General features: G+C 43.3%; 21 protein-coding genes. 11 read left to right on the top strand and 10 right to left on the bottom strand.

The genetic code is table 11. The annotated features are described in order from the left end of the window. Positions 1-53: 53 nt before the first annotated feature. The gene (locus L1D50_RS00805) at positions 54-2,279 is read left to right on the top strand and encodes a tetratricopeptide repeat protein (RefSeq protein WP_239965314.1); all 2,226 of its coding nucleotides are present in this window, start codon (positions 54-56) and stop codon (positions 2,277-2,279) included. Here L1D50_RS00805 and L1D50_RS00800 read toward each other — a convergent pair. Both L1D50_RS00800 and L1D50_RS00795 read right to left on the bottom strand, forming a co-directional pair. Then, entirely contained in the window at positions 2,233-3,678 is a 1,446-nt protein-coding gene (locus L1D50_RS00800; protein ID WP_239965313.1) for a serine hydrolase domain-containing protein, read from the bottom strand. The genes L1D50_RS00805 and L1D50_RS00800 overlap by 47 nt on opposite strands. Before the next feature lie 104 nt (positions 3,679-3,782). Continuing rightward, positions 3,783-4,166: a rhodanese-like domain-containing protein gene (locus tag L1D50_RS00795; RefSeq protein ID WP_128725572.1), complete on the bottom strand. Its 384-nt coding sequence runs from the start codon at positions 4,164-4,166 to the stop codon at positions 3,783-3,785. Positions 4,167-4,356: 190 nt separating this feature from the next. Here L1D50_RS00795 and L1D50_RS00790 point away from each other — a divergent pair, with 190 nt between their 5' ends. Next, positions 4,357-5,238, top strand: a complete 882-nt coding sequence (locus L1D50_RS00790) for a LysR family transcriptional regulator (protein ID WP_128725571.1) — start codon at positions 4,357-4,359, stop codon at positions 5,236-5,238. On the opposite strand, the gene L1D50_RS00785 is transcribed toward L1D50_RS00790, so the two are convergent. After that, on the bottom strand, positions 5,216-5,602 hold the full coding sequence (locus L1D50_RS00785; protein ID WP_138581031.1) for an MmcQ/YjbR family DNA-binding protein: 387 nt from the start codon (positions 5,600-5,602) through the stop codon (positions 5,216-5,218). The genes L1D50_RS00790 and L1D50_RS00785 overlap by 23 nt on opposite strands. A 178-nt stretch (positions 5,603-5,780) precedes the next feature. Between L1D50_RS00785 and L1D50_RS00780 the strand changes: the two genes are divergently transcribed. From L1D50_RS00780 to L1D50_RS00770, 3 genes are all read left to right on the top strand, one after another. Then, positions 5,781-6,098 carry a hypothetical protein gene (locus L1D50_RS00780; protein WP_239965312.1) on the top strand — a complete coding sequence of 106 codons (318 nt, stop codon included), beginning with the start codon at positions 5,781-5,783 and terminating at the stop codon, positions 6,096-6,098. Positions 6,099-6,130: 32 nt separating this feature from the next. After that, positions 6,131-6,865: a YafY family protein gene (locus L1D50_RS00775; protein WP_239965310.1), complete on the top strand. Its 735-nt coding sequence runs from the start codon at positions 6,131-6,133 to the stop codon at positions 6,863-6,865. A 117-nt stretch (positions 6,866-6,982) separates the two neighbouring features. After that, positions 6,983-7,537, top strand: a complete 555-nt coding sequence (locus L1D50_RS00770) for a hypothetical protein (protein ID WP_239965308.1) — start codon at positions 6,983-6,985, stop codon at positions 7,535-7,537. A 551-nt stretch (positions 7,538-8,088) separates the two neighbouring features. Here the strand turns inward: L1D50_RS00770 and L1D50_RS00765 are convergent. Beyond that, entirely contained in the window at positions 8,089-8,994 is a 906-nt protein-coding gene (locus L1D50_RS00765; RefSeq protein WP_239965307.1) for a LysR family transcriptional regulator, read from the bottom strand. A 211-nt stretch (positions 8,995-9,205) separates the two neighbouring features. Between L1D50_RS00765 and L1D50_RS00760 the strand changes: the two genes are divergently transcribed. From L1D50_RS00760 to L1D50_RS00745, 4 genes are all read left to right on the top strand, one after another. After that, the gene (locus L1D50_RS00760; RefSeq protein WP_138522566.1) at positions 9,206-9,925 is read left to right on the top strand and encodes an SDR family oxidoreductase; all 720 of its coding nucleotides are present in this window, start codon (positions 9,206-9,208) and stop codon (positions 9,923-9,925) included. 342 nt (positions 9,926-10,267) lie between these two features. Next, positions 10,268-11,017, top strand: a complete 750-nt coding sequence (locus tag L1D50_RS00755; RefSeq protein WP_239965305.1) for a hypothetical protein — start codon at positions 10,268-10,270, stop codon at positions 11,015-11,017. Between the two features lie 754 nt (positions 11,018-11,771). Beyond that, complete coding sequence (locus tag L1D50_RS00750; RefSeq protein ID WP_128725561.1) at positions 11,772-12,059, top strand: hypothetical protein; 288 nt, start codon at positions 11,772-11,774, stop codon at positions 12,057-12,059. Positions 12,060-12,540: 481 nt separating this feature from the next. Then, positions 12,541-14,022: a diguanylate cyclase gene (locus tag L1D50_RS00745; RefSeq protein ID WP_239965303.1), complete on the top strand. Its 1,482-nt coding sequence runs from the start codon at positions 12,541-12,543 to the stop codon at positions 14,020-14,022. 3 nt (positions 14,023-14,025) lie between these two features. On the opposite strand, the gene L1D50_RS00740 is transcribed toward L1D50_RS00745, so the two are convergent. Continuing rightward, a complete protein-coding gene (locus tag L1D50_RS00740) occupies positions 14,026-14,208 on the bottom strand; it encodes a ribosome alternative rescue factor ArfA (protein WP_010606219.1) in 183 nt (60 codons plus the stop codon). Between the two features lie 211 nt (positions 14,209-14,419). On the opposite strand from L1D50_RS00740, the gene L1D50_RS00735 reads away from it, so the two are divergent. Further along, on the top strand, positions 14,420-15,427 hold the full coding sequence (locus L1D50_RS00735; RefSeq protein WP_138522323.1) for an alpha/beta hydrolase: 1,008 nt from the start codon (positions 14,420-14,422) through the stop codon (positions 15,425-15,427). 247 nt (positions 15,428-15,674) lie between these two features. Beyond that, entirely contained in the window at positions 15,675-17,219 is a 1,545-nt protein-coding gene (locus L1D50_RS00730) for a basic secretory protein-like protein (RefSeq protein ID WP_239965302.1), read from the top strand. 86 nt (positions 17,220-17,305) lie between these two features. On the opposite strand, the gene L1D50_RS00725 is transcribed toward L1D50_RS00730, so the two are convergent. From L1D50_RS00725 to L1D50_RS00705, 5 genes are all read right to left on the bottom strand, one after another. Next, complete coding sequence (locus L1D50_RS00725) at positions 17,306-17,623, bottom strand: hypothetical protein (protein WP_010606216.1); 318 nt, start codon at positions 17,621-17,623, stop codon at positions 17,306-17,308. Positions 17,624-17,632: 9 nt separating this feature from the next. Continuing rightward, the gene (gene bla, locus L1D50_RS00720) at positions 17,633-18,355 is read right to left on the bottom strand and encodes a subclass B1 metallo-beta-lactamase (protein ID WP_239965301.1); all 723 of its coding nucleotides are present in this window, start codon (positions 18,353-18,355) and stop codon (positions 17,633-17,635) included. Positions 18,356-18,475: 120 nt separating this feature from the next. Further along, positions 18,476-19,606: a sodium ion-translocating decarboxylase subunit beta gene (locus tag L1D50_RS00715; protein WP_138522329.1), complete on the bottom strand. Its 1,131-nt coding sequence runs from the start codon at positions 19,604-19,606 to the stop codon at positions 18,476-18,478. A gap of 10 nt (positions 19,607-19,616) precedes the next feature. Then, positions 19,617-21,398 (bottom strand): sodium-extruding oxaloacetate decarboxylase subunit alpha, encoded by a 1,782-nt coding sequence (gene oadA, locus L1D50_RS00710; protein WP_138522331.1) that lies wholly within the window; start codon positions 21,396-21,398, stop codon positions 19,617-19,619. 12 nt (positions 21,399-21,410) lie between these two features. Continuing rightward, positions 21,411-21,659: an OadG family transporter subunit gene (locus tag L1D50_RS00705; protein WP_128725554.1), complete on the bottom strand. Its 249-nt coding sequence runs from the start codon at positions 21,657-21,659 to the stop codon at positions 21,411-21,413. Positions 21,660-21,833: the final 174 nt, after the last annotated feature.

Genomic DNA, 21,833 nt, shown 5'->3' with positions numbered 1-21,833 from the left:
CCACGATTATCAACTATAATGCAAATATATTTGTTGGTTATGGGCTTTTTGCAGTGTTGAACATAGTTAGGTTGCTATTTACCCAAACCGTATTTACGCTATTTTTACTTTTAGCTTCATTTTCTACCCAAGGCAGTGCACTATTACCTACACTTGAAACGTTAAAGCAGCTGTTATCTGATAACCCTTCCGTTGCGCTTGAAGAAATTGACACACTCTTAAACAAAAACACAACTCCAACTTATCTCTCAGCAGCCTGGTTTAAACTCAGCCTAATGAAGATTGAAGCCCTCTCCTTGCTTGGCCATTATGAAGCTGCCTATCAAGCGATAGATGAGCTCAATCAGGTGTTAGATAAGGTCGCAGGCCCTAATGCCAAAAGTAAATTACTATTGAGTCACGCCACTGTGCTACTTAGTCAAAATCGTGCGACAGAGGCAGAAGAAAAACTTGAGCTGGCACTCAACACCACCTCTCAGGCTGATGAACGACTCATTGCCGACATTCATGGTCGCCTTGCTCATATTAATCGCTTTCGAGCAGACTACCTCAGCGCGTTAAATCATGCCGAGCAGGCCATCCAACTTGCAAAACGCATTAATGATGTTTCGCGACTCGCAGACTTCTATAACCAAATTGGCATTGTTTACGATTACATGGGCCAAATTGAGCAAGCCATCAGCTTTCATGAGCAATCTCTTATGCTACAGCGCAAACGCAATAACCAGCAAGGGATCTCCAACTCACTGTACAACATCGGCGAACTCTACCGTGATTTAGAAGAGTTTCCTCTTGCACTATCTCATTTTGAACAGGCACTCAAAGTCGATAAGTTATTAGGCAATCCGCGTCATATTGCCAACAGCTACGGTAAGATTGGTCAAGTCTTATATCAACAAGGAGAATATAAGCAAGCTCAAGTGTTTATTCTAAACGGCCTTGCCCTGACCAAGAAAATGGAAGCCGACAGCGATACGGCTTGGCAATTAAGCAATTTAGTCAATGTCCAACTTGCTCAAGGAGATGTGAATGATGCCTTAGATAGTGCAAATGAAGCGCTTACACTTGCGATAAAATCTGGTGCCAACCGAACCGAGCGCACCGTTAGGCTGGCACTTGCTAATGTCTATTTGGCCCAAGATAAGAGTGAAGACGCCAAAGAACAGCTTGAATTATTGCTAAAGCAGCCTCAGCTTGGCACTCAAACGCAAAGCGATATTCACAAACAGCTGGCCTCAATTTATCAGCAAGCAGGCGAGTTTGAAGCCGCACTTACTCAATTAAAACAATACCAGCACACACAAACTGAGCTAAAGAAGGTAAGCGATAAAAACAAAGCGTACAAAATGGCATTAAACATAGAGCTGGTGAAAAAAGAACAAGCGCTTAGCCTGTTACAAAAAGAGCAGTCACTGCAACAAGCAAATTTAGAAAACCTAAAGTTACAGCGAGGCTTGGCTATTTCCTCAGCCCTATTGCTGCTCGCAGGGCTTGCCATATACTTTTTAAGACAACGCCAGAAACAAAAACTAGAAGCCTTAGAGCAGCGTATGGCCGCGCGAGCTTTGGAACAAAAAAACCAATTACTCGCCGATATTTCTCACGAGTTGCGTACCCCGTTAACTGGACTAAAACTGACAATTGAGGCGATGCAATTTAATATTGAGCCTGATATTGATGTCGCTTACAAAAAAGTGAACGGTAAAATCAACCAGCTGGACACCTTAATCTCAGATATTTATCAATCCGCTCAGTTTGACAATAATGTGATATCGTTAGAGCTCAGGCCGCTTGATATTAATATCATTGTTAAGGATTGCTGCGCAGAACTCACCCCCGTCTTTGCGAAAAAGCAGCAATCTCTGCAATGTGATTTAAGTGAGCTAGCCTTGCAGATAGAAGGCGACCCTCAGCGCCTAAAACAGGTCATCCTGAATCTTTTGCGAAACAGCCATTTTTACACCGATGCAGCGGGAACCAGCCTGATACATACACGCTTAGTCAACTCATATGCCATTATCACAGTGGAAGATTCAAGCCCAGGTGTAGCCACCTCGGAGCTGGATAAAATTTTTGAACGACTTTATCGCTGTGAACACTCTAGAAGTCGGGATCTTGGTGGCTCGGGGCTTGGACTTGCGATTAGCAAACATATTGTATTGGCACATCATGGTTCTATCCGCGCCAACCACAGCCCGCTTGGCGGGCTACTCGTTGAAGTGAAACTTCCGATTAAATCCGCTCAAAACGATATAGGCTACGCCAAATCACCGCAGTGATCTCACCTTTGTCATTCGTTTCAATGGTGACATCCGCGCCCCCTTCAAGTTCAATCAGGGTGTCTTCCTCAGTGGCGACAAATGCCATCAGGTTATCGCGGGCCATATCTAAGACGTTAAATCGCGTAACATCTCGGGTGATTTTCATTTTAAACTGATGATCTTTATCATAAGCATACAAACCTTCCAACTGCTTTGCCCGTTCCTCAGATAATGTAATCGCAGTTATCTTTTTACTGCGTATAAAATCCCAGCCGTAATGTTCGCTGATGGCAATGCGAAGCTCACCAAATACGGTACTCGCGGAGTCACCATTGGACATCAATACCATACCCTCACCTTTTTCCACAAATGCTTCAAAACGATTGCTAAAGCCTTTATTTTTACCGCCATGGGTGAAGACAAGCCCTTGCTCACGCTGTTCAAGCTCTGGTCCCAAACCCCATACGTCATGATGAACTTCAAGCATTTGCTTCGCCAGCTCAGGCGTGATGGGCCCCACAGTATTGCCGGCATATGCTTGTTGTACGGCCATAATATATTTAGCGAGATCCACCGGAGTGGTCCAAAGACCAGCAGCGGCTTGTTCTGGATAAACATGCCAGTCTCCATCGACTTGCTCGCCCTTATCGTCAAACGCGGCACTGGCTTTTGACCATAACGTTTTAGGTAGTGGTTGCGCATAGGTACTGTTGTGCATCCCTAGCGGAGTTAAAATTGCCTGTTGGACATACTCTTCAAATGGCATTTTTGTCACATCTGCCACGAGCAATTCCATTACCGTATAGCCACCGCCAGAATAGCGCCAAGCTTTACCTGGCAAAGTGTCAACTGTCACTAAATCGGTATTGCCTTTACCCATTAAGACTTCAACGTCAGTTGGAATTTTACTGCCACGCACGTAGCCCGGAAAACCATGTTGAGTGAGCCCAGAGGTGTGAGTCATTAACTGCCTTAAAGTAACGGGGTTGGCTTTGGTAAATTCGTTTGTTGGTATTTTCCAAGAGGTGAGATATTGATTAACGTCAGCATCTAAATCGACTTTTCCGTCTTGCGCTAACTTTAATACCGCGAGCGCTGCAACGGGTTTACTAATGGACCCTGCCTGAAATAGCGTTTCAGTGGTCACTTTACGATTTTGCTTTTTATCTGCAATGCCATAACCCTCAGCCCACACCACTTTACCATCTTTGATCACGGCAAGGCTTAAGCCCGGTAAATGCGTTTCTTGAAGACGCGTCTGCAAATCTACAGGTTGGTATTTTTGGCCTTTTAGCTGCACTCTAGGTAAAAGATTTTGTGCAACTTGTTGAACTTGATGTTGAGCCGAGTCAGTGGCGAAGGATGTCTGACTTAGCAAAGACGAGCAAAATATGGCGCAGTACAATAGTTTCGACATGATATTTCCCTTGTTATTATCGTTATTCACTCACTTTACACATTGATAAATGTGCGGTGAATGAATAACAGTATAATCATGAGATGAAGAAAAATGCACCTACATCAACTTTGTGCCTGAGACACTCGGCGATTAACGGGGTAACGCTCGAAATCCTCCCAGTAATGAATTCCACCTATCATCTCTTTTACTTGATAGCCCATTTTTGCAAGCTTACACGCGGCCTTTGTCGCACCGTTACACCCAGGGCCCCAACAATAAACCACGATTGGCGTGACCTTGTCATACTTAGCCATCGTCAGTTCGCTTATGTTTGCGCTTGGCATATTGACTGCGCCTTGAGCATGACTTTTGGCAAAGGCTTCATTCGACCTGACATCAAATAGCACAAAATCCTGCAGCCCCGTTAACATCGCCTGATAAACATCAGCACAATCCGTTTCGCAAGCCAGCTTCATTGCAAAATACTGTGATACATCTACTTTCATCTTCTAACTCCTATTTAAATACCTTGGGTCCTAAATAACCAGAGCTGCGGATAAATATTTAACCTCACCCGAGGTCAACTAGGTTACGCACTCGATAGGCGTTAATGAATTCATATTTTTTGAAGGCGATGTTCATCATTTCGGAATAGGCAATCACAGCAAGCTCATTTAAACTGGTGGTATTCAATACGTGATTGAGTTTAGTGCAATGGAGTTTTACCATTTAAGGTCGTTTGTTGCGGTTGCAGAGGCCCAAAATCTAACAGCAGCAGCGAAACGACTGTACACCACACCACCTGCTATCAGCGCCCATATCAAAGCACTTGAGGAAGAACTCAATACCGTATTGTTTCATCGTTCTAGCAAAGGGATGCAGCTCACAGAGCAAGGTAAGATCTTGCTAGACAAAGCTAAGTTAACGCTTGCAAGTGCAAATGATTTAATGCACACCGCAGCGCAAGCCAAAACAATGCTCACAGGCGAGCTCAGACTTGGCTTGAACCACCCTATTGGCACCTCGAGCGAACTTAGCACACTAATAAAAACCCTCAACCAGCATTTTCCAAGTCTTTCTTTTTCGCTGGAATTACTCTCAAGTGGTGTCATCGTCGACAAACTCAGTGATGGCCTACTTGATGGTGGAGTTATTTATGGCGAAGTACCTGCACATTTTAGCGCTGTACCGCTCACAGAAGTTGCAGTTACCACCGCTTATCCAGCATCTTGGCCTACGCCATCACATAAAGCCGAATTGGCACAGATGACGTGGATACGTATGGGAAAAGGCTGCCCTTTTGATAAGCAACTTGATCAACAGCTAAGCGAAGTAAACGCGGTAAATATTAATGCTGCGGATGAGCGCTCCCGCTTGGCTTTAGTTAAGGCAGGACTCGGCGTGAGCTTTATTGAAGCCAACGCCATTGCAGATCAAGGAGCAGAGGTTGCCTTGTCTAGTTTGCTAGACTTTTCGCTCCCCGTACATTTTGTTGTAGTAAATCAAGCGCTCACAGAGCCTAAAGTGAACGCTGTGTACCAAGTCGTTTGTGCATCTATTGATGCTGCGCAAGGATAATCCCCTGCTGCTTTTTCGGCATTTTTTCGACTACAAGGCGAAATGAGTTATCCATCATCCGCTCAAGTTCTCCTGTAGGAATGGAGCCATCAAGCACCACCGTGTTCCAGAGCTTTTTATTCATGTGGTAACCCGGTAACACCGCACTAAAAATGTCTCGCAGCGCTTGCGCTTCATCAGGATCGCATTTGAGATTTACGCGCCAATGGGGATGCTCGTCATCTTCTTTGCCCATTTTGCCAAGCGCCAACGTCGCGAACATTTTGTCTTTCACTTTAAATACATCAACGCCTTCACCAAAAGGCTGACTTACGCTGGTATAGGGTTTTGCAAGCAAGTAGTCGTGTACTTGTTGATGATCCATTGTGCAACTCCTGTTTTATAGAACGAGACGACCCGATATAGTTTGAACCTAATCACTCATAGTGTATATCAACCCATGTTTGGTATCTTATCTTTAACACTGTATATTTAAACACTACTGACACTCCCTGACACAACATCGTGGTTTACTCATCTTGAACTCAAAAAGGAGAAAGACCATGCAACAAAATGTCGTAGAGATTGTAAAATTTAAATTGGCTCTTGGTGCTACAGAGAGTGACATTATGGATGTAAACCCAGCTTTTACCGAGTGGGTTGAACAGCAACCTGGGCTACTATATCGTTCGTTGACTAAAGACAGTCAGACTGGCGAGTATTTAGATATTATTTATTGGCAATCGATGGAACATGCAAAAGCGGTTTCGGCGCAGTTCCCAAAAACCGAGGTATGCCAAAGGTTAACGCAATACATAGACAGCGAGAGTGTCACCATTAGTCACAGTAATGTACTCTCTCAAACGCCATGTAGCGGTTAATTAATCTGAGATTTGAATAACAAGGAAAACTCGTGCATAAATCCGAACGTCTCTTTCAGTTAGTGGATCTGCTCAAGGGTCGACGATTAGCGGTTACCGCTAAGTCATTGGCCGATCACTTTACGGTATCTGAGCGTACGATTTATCGCGATATTCAGGACTTACAAAGTTCTGGCGTGCCAATTGAGGGGGAAGCAGGTGTCGGCTATATTATTGGTGACTACCCACTGCCCCCTATGATGTTTAGCTATGATGAACTCACCGCACTGTTACTTGGCAGTAAAATGGTTGGAGCGTGGACGGATCCCGAACTAAGCGCGCATGCAAAAGCAGCAATTGCCAAAATAGAGGCCGTGCTACCCGCCCACCTCAAACAACAGCATGACCACTCCCCTTATTTGGTCTCGAGTTTTAAGCACAGACCACAACAACAATCCTTTAGCGCTAAACTTAGGCTCGCTATTGCGGCTAAGCAGTGTGTACAACTTGAATATCAAGATGTTGCAAAGCAACAAACCCAGCGTATTATCGAGCCACTCGGATTGGTTTATTGGGGTGGAAAATGGACGCTGGTCGCATTTTGTCAGCTCCGCAGTGATTACCGTGAATTTCGCTTGGACCGTATCACCGCGATACATAAAAGTGAGCTGACCTTTACCGTAAATCCTGATAAAAACCTCAATCATTATGTTGAATTAGTTAAAGCCAAATACGCCGAAGAAATTGCACAGTACCAATGCCAAGCGCCGGATAAAAGTGGTAACTAATTCTAAGCTCACTGCCCGATTCATATTTTGTTACCAATACTTGCGTATCTAAAACCAACCTTTTCAAACTGCACCGCGACTAATTTTGTAAATCAGACATACTCCTTCGAGGTGCTTATGAAAACCACAAAATCAATACTCATTATTTCGGTAACACTGGCTTTGAGTGCCTGCGTTGGCTACTCCAATGCAAATCCAACAGAGCCGCAAACACAAGGTAGCTACCAGCTTATCGCTTACCAAGACTGTAACCCAATAATCAAACACACCATGGACGCCGAACAGGTTGCCGCATACAAAGCGCTCAAAGCAGCAGAGCTTGATATGTCAGCTTCTGAGTTACCAATGAAAGATATCGAAGACAAGCTCGCACTACTCAGCAAAGAAATGGAAGCCATTAGTAAAGAGGCCGTACAAGAAGACGACGATCGACTTGTGATCAATAAAGCACTACTGGCTAAACAAGAAGAAAAGGCCAAGCAGATTGAGGCGGTAATTGAAAGCCACGCTGCTAATTTTGATGCCATTGACGACTATGCCGAAAAAATCGAAGCCGCAGCAAATCGTTTTGATAAAGCTTTAAAACCCATAATCGGTGACTTAAAAGAGGTCAATCTTAATATCATCGAACCCGGTGACACCCAGAGTGTCCATTGTCTCGCTTCAAGCTAAGCAAGTTGAACTAACTGAATGGAGGAAAATATTCCTCCAACTGTATTTGCTCATTGCTGTTATCACCGTTTAGACAAATTGATATGGACTTTAGCTGGCTTGCGGGTGTGAGCGTTTTAACTCCTGTCACGATATGAGGAAAGTATATAGGTAGCGAAAAACCATATAACTTGCTATTCATATATAATGAATATGGACACACCTTTTTACAAAAGAGGCTAGTGCTCTTTGACTAAATCTTTAAGTATCATGGAAAAGAAAGAAGCAAGTATCCCAGACTGGGTTAAAGATATCGATATTGGAAGAACAACAGAGAACCTCCTCATGGGGGTGATTTTGTTTGTTGGCAGACTTGTTATAACCTCATGGGACTTCTTGTTTAGAACTCAGCGAGTTAGGGATGAAGCCTTATCAATCAATCTAGGCTGACAGTCACCGATTGAAAAACGAGTAACTGTCAGGTCAAGTCTGAACTAGTACAAATTATGCTACGCAAGCTTCCTCTTCTGTATAAATGGCACTCTAACTACTGCAAAAACAGACTTGAAAGTTCAATAGGTCCTAAGATAATTTAAGAAGTTTTTGAGCACGAAGTCTCTAAACACTTTTATTCTCATAGGTTGATGTTTGTCCTGTAGATAGACTAGGGATAATGGCGTTGATTTAGGTTGCCAATATTCAAACACAGGCACTAAGCTTCCCTCATCACGCTCTTTTCTACAATAAATCTCTGGAACCCGAATAATGCCATTCCCACGCAGTGCTGAGTAGAGCATTATTCTCCCATTTTTACATACAAGGTCACCTTTTACCGTTACTTCTTGAATAACTTGGGATTCACTGTTTTTCAATGTCCAAGTATTCATACTTCCCACTATACATTTATGTTCAACTAAATCTTTAGGCTCGCTAGGCTGACCATATTGTTTTACGTACTCCGGGCTTGCATATATACCAATAGAAAGTTCGGTCAGCTTCCTTGCAATCAATGCTGAATCCGCTAACTCTCCCATTCTAAAAACAAAGTCAAATTCACCTGAAATCAAATCAACTCTCCTGCTACTAAAATCGAGTAACACATTCATTTCAGGGTTTTCCTTCATAAAATCAGCGACCAATGGACCAACAATATTTTCCCCTATATACCCACCCACACAATTAATCTTTATTTCACCCGAAAGCTCGGTTGCGCTTTCTATCGCCCTGTCAATGGCATGTTCTATACCATTGAATGAACGTTTGCATTTTTCGTAAAAGAGTTCGCCAGATGGTGTTAGGTGTTGAGTACGTGTAGTCCTTACCAACAGACTGACACCTAGGTTAGCTTCTAGTTGAGATAACTGTTTCGATACTTGTGAGCGAGAGCAAAGTAGCTTGGCAGCTGCTTTAGTAAAGCTTCCTTCTTCAACTAACACAATGAAGCTCTTAATATCAGAATAATTAATGTCTCTCTTCATGTTTCATACCAAGTTGAGTTCAAGTCCATAATATCTATTCGATCCTTTTTGTAAACAGTAGTGTGAATTAGAAGCTATATATCATCAAAAAGATTTTGAATAGAATTTCTCCTGTAGCTCAAATAGTAAGTTTATTAATTCAAAAAAACATCATGAATAAAATTAGCGATGCTCAATACTTTGAACATCATCTAATATGGAGAGAATGATAATGAAAAAATTGGTTGTTATTACTGGCGCAAGCTCAGGTATCGGTGCAGCAATTGCCAAGCGTTTTAATGCAGCAGGTTATCCTTTACTATTAGTTGCGCGACGTATAGAAAAGTTAGAAGCGCTCAACTTATCCAACTGTTTATGTGAACAAGTTGATGTAACCGATAGAGAGGCTTTTTCTATAGTCATTGCAAAAGCTGAAGCACAATATGGTCCGGTCGAATGTTTAATCAATAATGCTGGAGTGATGCTACTTGGACAAGTAGACACTCAGGACAGTGATGAATGGCAAAAGATGTTTGACGTTAATGTGTTGGCCTTACTTGGCGGTATGCAAGCCGTTTTATCACCCATGAAGAAGCGTAATAGCGGAACTATCATCAATGTTAGCTCCATAGCCGGTCGAAAGACTTTTAGCAATCATGCCGCATACTGTGGAACTAAGTTTGCCGTTTCTGCAATATCTGAAAATGTAAGAGAAGAAGTTGCAGACTTTGGCGTGCGTGTTTCTACAATTTGTCCGGGTGCGGTGGAAACAGAGTTATTGAGTCATACAACGTCTGACGACATAAAAGATGGTTATGAAGACTGGAAGCAAACGATGGGAGGAGCATTAGTTGCTGATGATATTGCTCGTGCAGCGCTGTTTATTCAAGAGCAACCTCAACAAGTTTGTATTCGTGAGTTATTAGTTGCAGCAACTCGCCAGCAGCCTTAAACACTCATTAAGCGATATCCGTACAAAGTAAAACGCTGACACCCACCATTATTGCCACTGAAGTTTGAGGTGGGTGTCCGATTGACATTATCTGATTTAACTACTTTATGGGCTTCCAATTTAACTTCTATGCTCTATTGAGTTAAGTCTATACGTTGTTGGACTCATCGCTTTAAGTCGCAATAGCCATTGGAAAACAGAAACACCATAAATCATAGTTTTGGTGCGCATTTTGCTCTATATATTTGCTTGCAACTTGGAAGGGATCTCAATACCTCACGCAAGCAACCCAAATTGCGGTAGGAAACTACCCATTCATTTTTTACTAAGGAGTAGAGCAAAATGAAAAAACTGTTAACCTCAGGCGCTTTTATTATCACCTGCGTTCTAAGCGGTTTTGCACACGCCAACGATATCAATCCGCAATTACAAGCAAAGCTAGATGAAGCAAATTACTTATATGAGTCTGGCCGCTATCGAGAAGCGTTAGATATCATTCATTGGCTTGATAAGAAGGGGGTGGCAATTGACCACGATTTTTATCCAGTGCGTTTAGGCACACTTTTGCCGCTCTGGAAAAGATTATCCTCAACATATAACCCTGCGCGAATTAGTTATAATTCAAAGTTAAAAGTCACCATTTTTGATACGATTAATAACCCTCAAAATTGCACGAGTTATGACGACACGCAAGTAATGCTCGATATCAATGGCAGCTATGATGAGTTTATTACTTTACTAGAGAATAAAGAAGTTGATTACCCGAAGGTGTGGCAGCGTTGCTGGGATCAAGCTAGTACGTTAGCAGCAGTGGAACATGCTTCAAAACCGCTAATCGAGTCATACTTAGTTGACTTATCTGATCACTTTGACTCTCATTTTGTGCCATTAATTGATGGCTTATACATACAATGCTCAGATTATGATGGTGATGAAGAAACGGAGTGTCAAGACGGCGTCAAAGACTATCTCATGGGTATCTCTTTATCATACCAAAATGCGGCTATGATCCATTATGGGCTATCAGAGGCAGGGAGTATAGGTGGATCGACCTTAAAGCTACTTTTAAAGTGGCAAAACTTAGAACTTTAATTTCACAAACTAACTAACGTGAAAGCGCGGGGATCTCCCTGCGCTGCAAGCTGCACACCCTATTCCTTCAAGCACTATATTACATTTATCGTTGTTGTTTTATTCACAATGACTTCGCTCTTATATGTGCCTTTTACCCCCCAACCTTCTTTGTGAGATTACTTATACATTTAATTACCGGTAAAGACCTACAAGCAGCATCACTAAAGTGGTTGGCAATAAAACATCGAGATGCCAAAGAAGAGCCGTGCAGTTTATCCAAACGAACATACACCGAACTCGAACATCCAAGACAACAGATTGACGTGCTTTGAATGTGCTTTGCCATAATCCCACTATTCTTACTATTGATATATTGAAAAGCAACGAAGAATCTAAACGCTGACACTTAGCATTATTCGTAGCTAAACCCTTGGATGTGTCGAAGTTAGTGGTGATTGCCTGACCCAAATAATATCAGGGTAGTTACATTCAAAATAACGAACTCGTTTTTAGATGGCAATTTTAAAGCATAGTGCTCTAGCAAAAGATACGAATTATGCTCGGCTATAGCCTTCAAGACGGGCTACTGCGTTGCATGTTTTAGTGTATTAAATCAGATACAAAGTATGTTATGTTCGTTCATGCTAGCCTCAGCTGTTTAACTATTCAACAAATTAATTATGGCTTTGCTTTATATTAAGCTAACCCACAAAAAAGAGAAGGCGAGCATGGTGTGGGGGTCATTGTATCTATATATTTCGGAGGGTCGGCAGTGAATGATATTGAAAAGAATAAGTTAATCAAAACAAGCTGGGATTTACATAGTTTGGTAGAAAATAGCTACCTTGACAATCCCGCTACCAAAGGCGATGAAGAATGGCTAGAAAAACAGCGTATTCTGCTAGCTGACATGGCCATTCATTTATTACAAACAGCTATTAAGCCAGGTAACATAGAGCTTGATAAATTAAAAAATAACCTGCACTCCATTCTAACAATCACAGATCAATTTTTACCCCACTCAGGGCTTAAAGAAGCAACAGAGAAACTTTACAAGTAAACATATAATACATTTCCAAGCTAGTAATTACCGTAGTTTGGTTTTCTGTAGTAGTCATGTTTTACACTTGATTATTGCGATAACAGCCGATTTTATTTATTGCACTACTGATACTTTTGCATATTGAGCAAATGACAGGACAATTCTGGCTTGTGCTTAATACCGTGTTTGTCGCTGCAAGATATTGGCTCAGCTACGAGCACATACTAGTCAGTAATTTACGGTTGCGAACCCTATTGTTTCGGTTAAGTAGCTTTTACTTGTTTTTTGCTTGGTTTAGCTTCTTGTTCGACAAAGTGTAAAAAGTCTCAGATTAAAGGATTTTACACTGGCTAAGTTACGTACAAGTTTGTTACATTAACCACAACAATAACCTTAGGTTTTGGTTGTGCTGCAGTCTAGGTTGAATGGCGTCAAAATACACAGCAACTTTAGTAGGAAGCTTACGCTCCTACTCGCTGTTATTTACGGCGCTGTATTTTTGTTTAGCCCCTCAATTTTTGCGCTTGATGACAATTGCTCGCTCACGACCGCTCACGGTAACTCGATTTCGCTTGCTATCAATACCACGTCTTATCGCAAAATTGAGCGCGGCAACAACACCATCTCGATAGCCTGCAATTTAAATGAGGACAGCGTTTTTTCATTTGTAGATGTTGGCCTTAATCACTATCAATGGCGAGTCAACGCCCCGCCGCCAGTTAAGTTCTCACAACCCGCATTTATCCTTCCAAAAGGTAAGTACATAGCAACCTTAAGCTTAGGTTCTATGCAAATTCATACGCCAAGATTTAGGCTGATGAGCATGGAGAAATTTATTTGGGAAAGTCAAAAAAGCAGCCTAGTCATGGGCGCATTTTATGGCCTTTGCTTTACCTTGATTTGCTATGTATTGATCATGGGGAGTCGCCTCAATGATCCTATATTTAGGCTTTACGGCGCTTATATCTTCTGCCTTTGTGGATTTGTATTATTCCAAGAAGGGCAATTAAATCTTTTTGTTTCATCTCAGTATAAGCCATTACTCAAACACGCATATTTACTTAGTATTGGTCTCACTGTGGTTTCAGCAACTTGGTTTATGTTGAGTATCCTACTTGTTGACAAACACTGGCCAAAACTCGTGTTGTTACTTAAAAGTGCCGCGGGTATCGTGATGCTCCTGAGCATACTTAAAATTCCCACTCAACAAGCACAATTGTCCTACTTATTAAGCCAAATTATGGCCTATATCACCCTCGTTATTGTCGCCACTATCTTTGTGCTATCAGCTCTTCAAACCAAGCGTAAAATTGGCGAAGCAAGTTTGGTTTTTGCGGCACTGAGCCTAGTATTAGTCGGCATGGTATTTCGCGTGCTGTTAGTGGGATATAGCCCATTTATGCAGCGCTATGCACTTATTTTTGCGTTTGCCATTGAGTCTTTACTGCTTGCCGTTGCGGTATCTAAACGCATCGGACGACTCAGACAGCAAAAGCAACAAGCTGAAAATGAAGCAAATTATGATCAATTGTGCGGCATTTTTAACCGTCGAGGCTGGTACAAACAAGCCAACGTGCTAGTCGAGCAGTTTAATAAGCGCGGTGGTGTTCTGGCATTATTTTACATTGACTTAGATAAGTTTAAGTTGATTAATGACCAATTTGGTCACGATGCTGGAGATAAGGCGCTTGCCCATGTTGCGACGTTTTTGTCATCAAGTATCAGAAAACAAGATATTGTAGGACGCCTAGGTGGTGATGAGTTTGCAGCGCTCTGCTTATTTGACGACACACAATCCGCAGAAGAAAAAGCACAACAGCTGCAACAACAACTCAATACCTTGCAATTTAGTCATGGAAAACAAGAGGTAGCAATTCAAGGTAGTGTCGGGCGAGCATTTTCCCAACACCCGATAACAGATATCAGCGACTTAATCGCACAAGCTGACAAGCAAATGTATCAGCAAAAAACCTTATCTTAAAGCTTAGGCTGCCTTAAGGTAAGGCTCTTGGCCTTTGTGCTTTACGCTACGTTGATAACTACCTTTGCCTTTTTTGCTCTTTTCAACTTTCGCCTTAAACAATGGGCTGGTTACCAACGCTTTTAGTGCGTTATCTTTAATTTCACCACGCTGATGAGCATGCTGAAGTTTGCTTTTTTTAGTCATGACTTACTCCAAATAAGAATCATATAAATTGATAGTATTGATGTATAAATTCCGGCCATCAACAAGCGCGAATATTAACCTAAATGCTTTAAAGCGCAATGGCTTTTAGCAATAAATTTTCGTCTTTTTGACTGTTATTTTAAAGTTAAGTTCATACCCACGCTCTATACTTAAATGCAGCCCTTTCAAGTCAAGCTAAACATTCGCGACAATGACCGATATCAAGATTGCAACCGGGATCAGCATACATTATCAGGATGAGGGTGCGCCTCACGCCCCCGTTATTATCTTGATAATGGGTCTTGGGGCACAAATGACAATTTGGCCAGATGAATTGTACTTTGGGCTAGTCAATAAAGGTTTTCGGGTGATCCGTTTTGATAATCGCGACACGGGATTATCGAGCCACTTGGATCATCTAGGTTCACCAAGTGTGATAAAAACCATGCTGAGCAAAAAACTTCCCATTCGCGCTTCTGTTCCCTATACCCTAGAGGATATGGCCGAAGATGTTGTCGCTTTGATGGCAGGACTTAAGATTAAACGCGCCCACCTAGTTGGTGCTTCTATGGGCGGGATGATTGCACAAATCGTTGCCGCTAAGCATAAAAAGAAAGTGGTTAGTTTGACCTCAATTATGTCAACCTCAGCGTATCCCAAGTTTACCGCAGCAAATGTAAAAGTCATGCTGCAACTGGCAAAAGCACGGCCAAAGTCAGACTGCCACCAATCTGCCATTCAATACAATATAAAACTCAACCAGCTGATCGGCAGTCCCGCTTACCCTCAAGACGAAGGGACGCTACATCAACAAGCCAAACACAGCATTGAACGCGCGCATAACCCGCAGGGATTTAAGCGTCAGCTTGCGGCGATTGTCGCAAGCCAATGTCGCAAGCACACGCTGGCACAGATAAAAACGCCAACACTTGTGATCCATGGTACCGACGACCCTATTTTTCCCGCAGCCGCTGGTCAGCAAACCGCCGCAACCATTCGCAAATCCAAACTAAAGTTGGTCAATGGGATGGGCCATGACTTCCCTCCAATGCTCATGCAAAAAATTGCCAAGTGGGTGGCAAAGCACGCAACTAAAGCAGAGCGAAAGCGATTAAAAAAGAAACAACGAAAACAAAATGCGACCCAAGAGACTGCGAATGAAAAAATCCCGAAAAATCAATCAAACACAACCCAACAAAATACAGTTCACAATAAATAACATCCCCTAATATTACGCCCGTAAAGCCTGATGCCGCTCGCCTTCGCAGCGTAATTCAATCTAAATGAGAAGCAACAATCTCACCTTTATCGTTAAATTAAAGTAAATTACCATTTGACAAACGCACATAAAAGCAACAACAATTAAATCGTTCCAAACACATTTGGACGAAAAATGAAAATAACCATGGATACAACATCAACAGATATCTGCCCACAAAAAGTGGAACGATACAAAAGAGGTCAACATGAGCATCATTATAGCTAAAACGCGATTCCAACGTTCTTTTATAGCAGCCGCTTTAGTGAGCCTGGGCTTAAGCTCGGCGCACGCAAACAGCGATCTGACTACTGCCAATGCCGCTGCTATCAGCGTTTCAGGAGAAAACCAGCCCTATGAAGGCAAAGTCAACGCATTTGATAATAACCACTACAGCAAGTGGCTTACTTTTTCAGCTTCCGGTTGGATAAGCTATGCGTTTAGCGAAGCAGTTAATTTAACAGCTTACACCCTCACTTCCGCGAACGATGCGCCACAAAGAGATCCCAAAAATTGGACGCTTCAAGGCTCTCAAGACGGTCAAGTGTGGTTCACTATGGATTCGCAAAACAATCAAAGTTTTACTTCAAGACATCAAACTAAGCAGTTCAATGTCAGTACCAATCAAGCGTACCGCTTTGTGCGCTTAAATGTCACCGCAACGCAAGGTGCCAATTTATTACAGCTTGCAGAAATCGAATTTATCGGTGCTCCGGCAAACGGTGGCACAACCTTGCCATTTAACCAAAGTGGTAGCGTTACTCCTGGTCAATGGGCGCATTTTGGGCCATTTACAAGCTCAGCTCCTATCACAGCAACCTTGACCGGCAGCGGTGATGCAGATCTATACCTAAAAGCAAATAGTCAACCGACCACCGCAAGTTATGACTGCCAAAGTATCACTGATGCCAGCTCCAACGAGCGCTGCGATATAAGCTCAAATGCGCCGGTTTATGTTTCTGTATACGGTTTCCAAAGCGCCAATTATGAATTAGCCGTCAGTAGTGAAAGCACACCACCAAACGACACATGGCAACGTCCGGAAGTAAACTTTGTTGATGTTAACCCTGAAACACAAGGCTCGGCATTATTTAAACGGATCATATCAAACCCAGCCGCGCATATGGCCGAACGCTGTGTGGATGTAGCAAAAGTGCTATACCGCGACGCCAGTGAATCCCAGCGTTTTAGAAAATTGCAGTTTGAGCTAAGAGCCAAAGATCATTGGGGTAAGGATTTCGTTGCCTATAAGATGGGACGAGACGGTTCAGGTGAGATGACTATCGTCGTTAGCACCGCGCACTTAGAGCAAATTTATCGCGATAATAACAACAACGATGCCGTGATCCGTGATGAAATCGACGGCATTTTATTCCACGAAGTCACCCATGGTTACAATAACTCGCCGCTGACTCATGACAACTATGGTGATGGCAAGGCAAATTGGGCATACACCGAAGGCCTAGCTGATGCTGTGCGGATCGGTGCGGGTTTTCATAAGTCACGCTCACCAGATATCATCAACGCTAAACGCTGGCTTAGTGGCTACACCACAACTGGATTTTTCTTACATTACGTCAAACAACAGCACGACTCAGAGTTTATCTACAAGTTTAATAAAGCGGCGAAAGATATGGGCAATTATACTTGGTCATTTGATGCTGCATTTCAACACATCTTGGGCCGAAGTGTTGAAGACGTTTGGAACGAATATGTCGCCTTTATCCAAAATGGTGGACAGCTGGAGTATTAATTTTTAAATAGTAACTCCGCCACGTAAAAGGGTCTAACAAATTTCTCTGAGAAACTCCTCTATGAGACTCCTTTACGTGGCATTCGTTATTTTTGTAACGCCTGCTCGTGGGACATGGTTTTAAGTTTAATCGCAAGGCCACAGGAGAAGTAGATCTTCACCACTCCAACAATGATCAAATGAAAGTTTGGGTGGGAAAGCAAATCTAAGTCATAGATATAGGCTGCTTTTATTGGCGCGTCGCCATTCTCTATCATGGCGATTAGCCAATGATAGATTGCAATCCCCTCTTTGATCACCCCGAGCACTATCAAGGCTACGCCCGTTAAAAACAACAAGCGACAATACCACAGCGCAGTTTCTAAACCCGGACAGCGTAAATTACGAAATGGAATAAATTTCATGTCAGTCCTTTATTTACCTTTTGATTGCTCGATTTTGATTAACTCAATGGTATGGTGCAACAAAGATAAATCCCCTTCTTTACCATGCCCTGGGATAACCATGTTTGCTTCCGGATATCGGCTCAATACCTTGTGTATAGACGCTTGCCACTCATCAACCGAAGCATCCTCCAAGTTACCTAAGCTTTTACTTGCCACACTTTTCACAAAGCATCCTGCGAATAAAATCTTAGATTGTGGCAGCCACACGACAATATTATCTTTCGAGTGTCCTGCACCTGGGAAATAGGTTTCAACGACACCTGACTTTATCGCTGCTGAGGCTTGTGGCAAATTATGTGACGCGATTGCGCTGTGTTTTTGGGCTAATAGATGGTTAGTGTGGGCTGATGCATAGGTTGGGATCTGGTGTTTATTTAATACCGCTAGGCCACCGCTTGCATCTTGATGATAATGCGTGACCACCGCCCCTTTGACATTGAGCTTGCGGTCCTCAGTCCATAATAGCAACGCTTCTGTGTCTTGCTCGGTCCAAGGTGTATCAACAATGTACGCGTCTTGACCGTCGACCACAATCAACCCTGAGCCTGACACTAACCCCCAGGGTTCGACGCGTAGCGAAGATTCATGTTTATAAACATGCTCTGCAATCGGCGTTACCACTAAAGTCGACACTTCCGTTGCAACTGTCACGCAGGACAACAAGAATAAGAAAGGAGCTAAAAACTTCATCTGAAGTTGTTCGTGTTAATTAAAAGTGACGAAAGACTATCAAGTTCAAGAATATAAAGTCCAGAAATAAAAATGCGCGGCAACCTAAAATCGCCACGCAAATGGTTGGAGAAGTGTAACTTAGCCTACCAGTGCAAGCAAAATACCAGCAGCAACCGCACTGCCTAATACACCCGCGACATTGGGGCCCATCGCATGCATCAGCAAGAAGTTATGTGGATTACTTTCAAGGCCGACCTTATTAACCACACGCGCAGCCATTGGCACTGCAGACACCCCAGCGGCACCAACCAGCGGATTAATGGGCGTATCGCTAAACTTATTCATAGTTTTAGCCATTAACACTCCTGTTGCTGTGCCAATTCCAAATGCCACGGCACCTAACGCTAAAATCCCCAACGTCTCAACCGTTAAGAATTGATCAGCTGCCAACTTTGAGCCCACCGCCAATCCGAGGAAAATGGTGGTGATATTAATCAATTCATTTTGTGCTGTTTTACTCAAACGATCTACTACGCCACACTCTTTCATCAAGTTACCCAAACAGAACATACCAACCAAAGGTGTTGCAGCAGGTAAAAACAATATCGTCAAACCTAGTACGGCCAGAGGAAATAAGATTTTTTCGGTTTTTGATACATGGCGCAGTTGTGGCATCGCAATCTGACGCTCCTGCTGCGTCGTGAGTGCTTTCATGATTGGTGGTTGAATAATTGGCACCAACGCCATATATGAATAGGCCGCCACCGCAATTGCCCCTAGTAACTCGGGTGCAAGCTTAGACGCGAGGAATATCGCAGTTGGTCCATCTGCACCGCCAATAATAGCGATTGCTGAAGCGTCTTGCAGGGTAAATTCAAAGCCCGGAATATAATTCAGCAAAATAGCCCCAAACAAAGTGGCAAAAATCCCAAACTGCGCAGCGGCACCAAGCAACAGCATCTTGGGGTTGGCTATCAAGGCACTAAAGTCTGTCATCGCCCCCACCCCCATAAAGATCAGCAAGGGGAATACTCCGCTGTCTATACCAATGTAATACACGTAGTACAACAGTCCGCCTGGATCGGCAAGCCCAGCAACAGGAATATTCGTGAGTATGGCACCAAAGCCAATCGGCACCAGCAGGAGCGGTTCAAAGTTTTTGGCGATCGCAAGATACAAAAGTCCGCAGCCTACAGCCATCATGCAAAGTGCTGGCACTGTGAAGTTGGCAAGCCCTGTTGCTTGCCATAAATTAAGTAACCCTTCCATCACGACACCCTTATGCTAAAGACATGATGGCATCGCCAGCACTGACGGAGTCGCCTTCAGAGACGAGTAGCTCCGCGACTTGGCCACTGTGTGTTGCACGCACCTCGGTTTCCATTTTCATGGCTTCCATGATGAGTACCACATCGCCCTCTTGTACTTCATCTCCTGCCCGCACCATAAGCTTAAAAATATTGCCGGCAAGTGGCGCATTCAAAGTTTCACTGGAGCTCACAGAGGTTGATTGCGGAATAAGCTCACTGTCTTTGACTTGTACTTCTTTGAGCTCACCACCCGGCGCAACCACTACATCGTATACTTTACCATCCACCTTTACGCTGTAACGCTCAGCAGCTGATGAATTGGCTTTAGCAGGCGTCGCTGCAGCTTTTTGTTCTTTACTTTCAACAAGCGTCGGTTTTGGCTCAAATGCATCTGGATTATTGCGATTTTTCAGGAATTTAAGACCAATCTGAGGGAATAATGCATAGGTAAGCACATCATCAATAACCTCATCTGCTAGGTTAATTTGCTCCTCTTTTGAAGTGGCGACTAACTCGCTTTGTAAGCTATCCAACTCAGGTTCAATTAAGTCGGCAGGACGGCAAGTAATAGGCTCTGCGCCTTCAAGCACGCGTTGTTGTAAAGCTTGGTCGACTTGCGCTGGTGTCGCTCCATATTCGCCTTTCAGCACGCCAGCCGTTTCTTTGGTTATAGACTTGTATCGCTCACCAGTCAGTACGTTTAATACCGCTTGCGTCCCAACTATCTGTGAGGTTGGTGTTACGAGCGGCAGATAGCCAAGCTCTTTACGCACACTTGGAATTTCTTTTAGTACCGCGTCAAGCTTGTCACCTGCACCTTGCTCTCGAAGTTGATTTTCCATATTGGTTAACATGCCACCTGGCACTTGTGCAGATAGAATACGACCATCGACCCCTTTTAAGCTGCCCTCAAAAGCGGCATATTTCTTTCTCACTTCACGGAAATAGGCTGCAACCTCTTCAAGCTCAAGTAAGTCAAGCCCTGTATCACGTTCTGTGCCTTCCACAATCGCCGCAATAGTTTCTGTTGCGCTATGGCCATAGGTCATACTCATCGAAGAAATCGCCGTATCGAGCATATCAATACCCGCATCTATGGCTTTTTGATAAGTTGCGGTGCTGAGTCCTGTGGTTGCATGGCACTGCATTGCGATAGGAATCGAGACGGACGCTTTAAGCCCAGAGATTAATTTTTCAGCATCATAGGGTTTCAGTAACCCAGCCATGTCCTTGATACAAATAGAGTGACAGCCTAAGTCTTCAAGCTGCTTAGCTTGCGTGAGCCACATTTCCAGCGTATGAACTGGGCTTACGGTGTACGAAATCGTCCCCTGCGCATGCGCGCCCACTTTAATGGCCGCTTTAATAGCCGTTTCTAAGTTGCGCACATCGTTCATTGCGTCGAATATTCTGAATACATCTACCCCGTTATGGTGGGCACGTTCAACAAACTTCTCGACAACATCATCAGCATAATGACGATAGCCCAATAAATTTTGACCACGCAGTAGCATTTGCTGTTTGGTTTTCGGCATCGCAGCTTTCAGTGCACGGATCCGCTCCCATGGATCTTCGCCTAAATAGCGAATACACGAGTCGAAGGTTGCTCCCCCCCACGATTCAACAGACCAATAGCCCATATTATCTAGCTTCTCAGCGATGGGAAGCATATCTTCCAAACGCATTCTGGTGGCGAGTAATGACTGATGCGCATCGCGCAGCACTAATTCGGTTAGCTTTAACTGTGACATGCAAAACCCCTATTAATTGTTTTTTCTGTAGGCTGCAACGGCAGCACTAATGGCTGCAATATGTGCCTGCGGCACACCCTGTGACGATGTTGCTCTGGTTGTTTTTGATCTTGTGGTACTTGGCGCTACTTCTTTAAATTGAGCAGCAAAGTTGGCCAACAGCCGCATCGCAAAAATCAAAATGGACAGAAAAACAAAAACACCAACCATGCCGGTCAGCATGAGATTTCCTGCTTGCAGTAGCTGCGCTCCAATATCCATTTTTACCCCTTACTTGCTGTTTGGTTTTCCTATTCGATGTTAACGAACTGGTATAAACCTTCACTTTTTGTAGATATTTATTCACCTTATAACAAAAAATGTTCCAATGTAAAGCCCATTGTAAATTGGTATTACCAAAACACTTAACTTACAAATAATCAGTGAGTTAACTAG

The sequence above is a fragment of the Pseudoalteromonas sp. Isolate6 genome (assembly GCF_022398435.1).
GTDB lineage: Bacteria > Pseudomonadota > Gammaproteobacteria > Enterobacterales > Alteromonadaceae > Pseudoalteromonas > Pseudoalteromonas galatheae.
The sequence above is the reverse complement of the archived record's forward strand: the minus strand, read 5'-3'. Positions and strand labels throughout refer to the sequence as shown.

Bases quoted from the DNA above. Each gene is read 5' to 3' on its own strand.
- L1D50_RS00800 (WP_239965313.1), bottom strand. From the start codon at position 3,678: ATGTCGAAACTATTGTACTGCGCCATATTTTGCTCGTCTTTGCTAAGT.
- L1D50_RS00795 (WP_128725572.1), bottom strand. From the start codon at position 4,166: ATGAAAGTAGATGTATCACAGTATTTTGCAATGAAGCTGGCTTGCGAA.
- L1D50_RS00785 (WP_138581031.1), bottom strand. From the start codon at position 5,602: ATGGATCATCAACAAGTACACGACTACTTGCTTGCAAAACCCTATACC.
- L1D50_RS00780 (WP_239965312.1), top strand. From the start codon at position 5,781: ATGCAACAAAATGTCGTAGAGATTGTAAAATTTAAATTGGCTCTTGGT.
- L1D50_RS00770 (WP_239965308.1), top strand. From the start codon at position 6,983: ATGAAAACCACAAAATCAATACTCATTATTTCGGTAACACTGGCTTTG.
- L1D50_RS00765 (WP_239965307.1), bottom strand. From the start codon at position 8,994: ATGAAGAGAGACATTAATTATTCTGATATTAAGAGCTTCATTGTGTTA.
- L1D50_RS00760 (WP_138522566.1), top strand. From the start codon at position 9,206: ATGAAAAAATTGGTTGTTATTACTGGCGCAAGCTCAGGTATCGGTGCA.
- L1D50_RS00755 (WP_239965305.1), top strand. From the start codon at position 10,268: ATGAAAAAACTGTTAACCTCAGGCGCTTTTATTATCACCTGCGTTCTA.
- L1D50_RS00740 (WP_010606219.1), bottom strand. From the start codon at position 14,208: ATGACTAAAAAAAGCAAACTTCAGCATGCTCATCAGCGTGGTGAAATT.
- L1D50_RS00735 (WP_138522323.1), top strand. From the start codon at position 14,420: ATGACCGATATCAAGATTGCAACCGGGATCAGCATACATTATCAGGAT.
- L1D50_RS00730 (WP_239965302.1), top strand. From the start codon at position 15,675: ATGAGCATCATTATAGCTAAAACGCGATTCCAACGTTCTTTTATAGCA.
- L1D50_RS00725 (WP_010606216.1), bottom strand. From the start codon at position 17,623: ATGAAATTTATTCCATTTCGTAATTTACGCTGTCCGGGTTTAGAAACT.
- bla (WP_239965301.1), bottom strand. From the start codon at position 18,355: ATGAAGTTTTTAGCTCCTTTCTTATTCTTGTTGTCCTGCGTGACAGTT.
- L1D50_RS00715 (WP_138522329.1), bottom strand. From the start codon at position 19,606: ATGGAAGGGTTACTTAATTTATGGCAAGCAACAGGGCTTGCCAACTTC.
- oadA (WP_138522331.1), bottom strand. From the start codon at position 21,398: ATGTCACAGTTAAAGCTAACCGAATTAGTGCTGCGCGATGCGCATCAG.
- L1D50_RS00705 (WP_128725554.1), bottom strand. From the start codon at position 21,659: ATGGATATTGGAGCGCAGCTACTGCAAGCAGGAAATCTCATGCTGACC.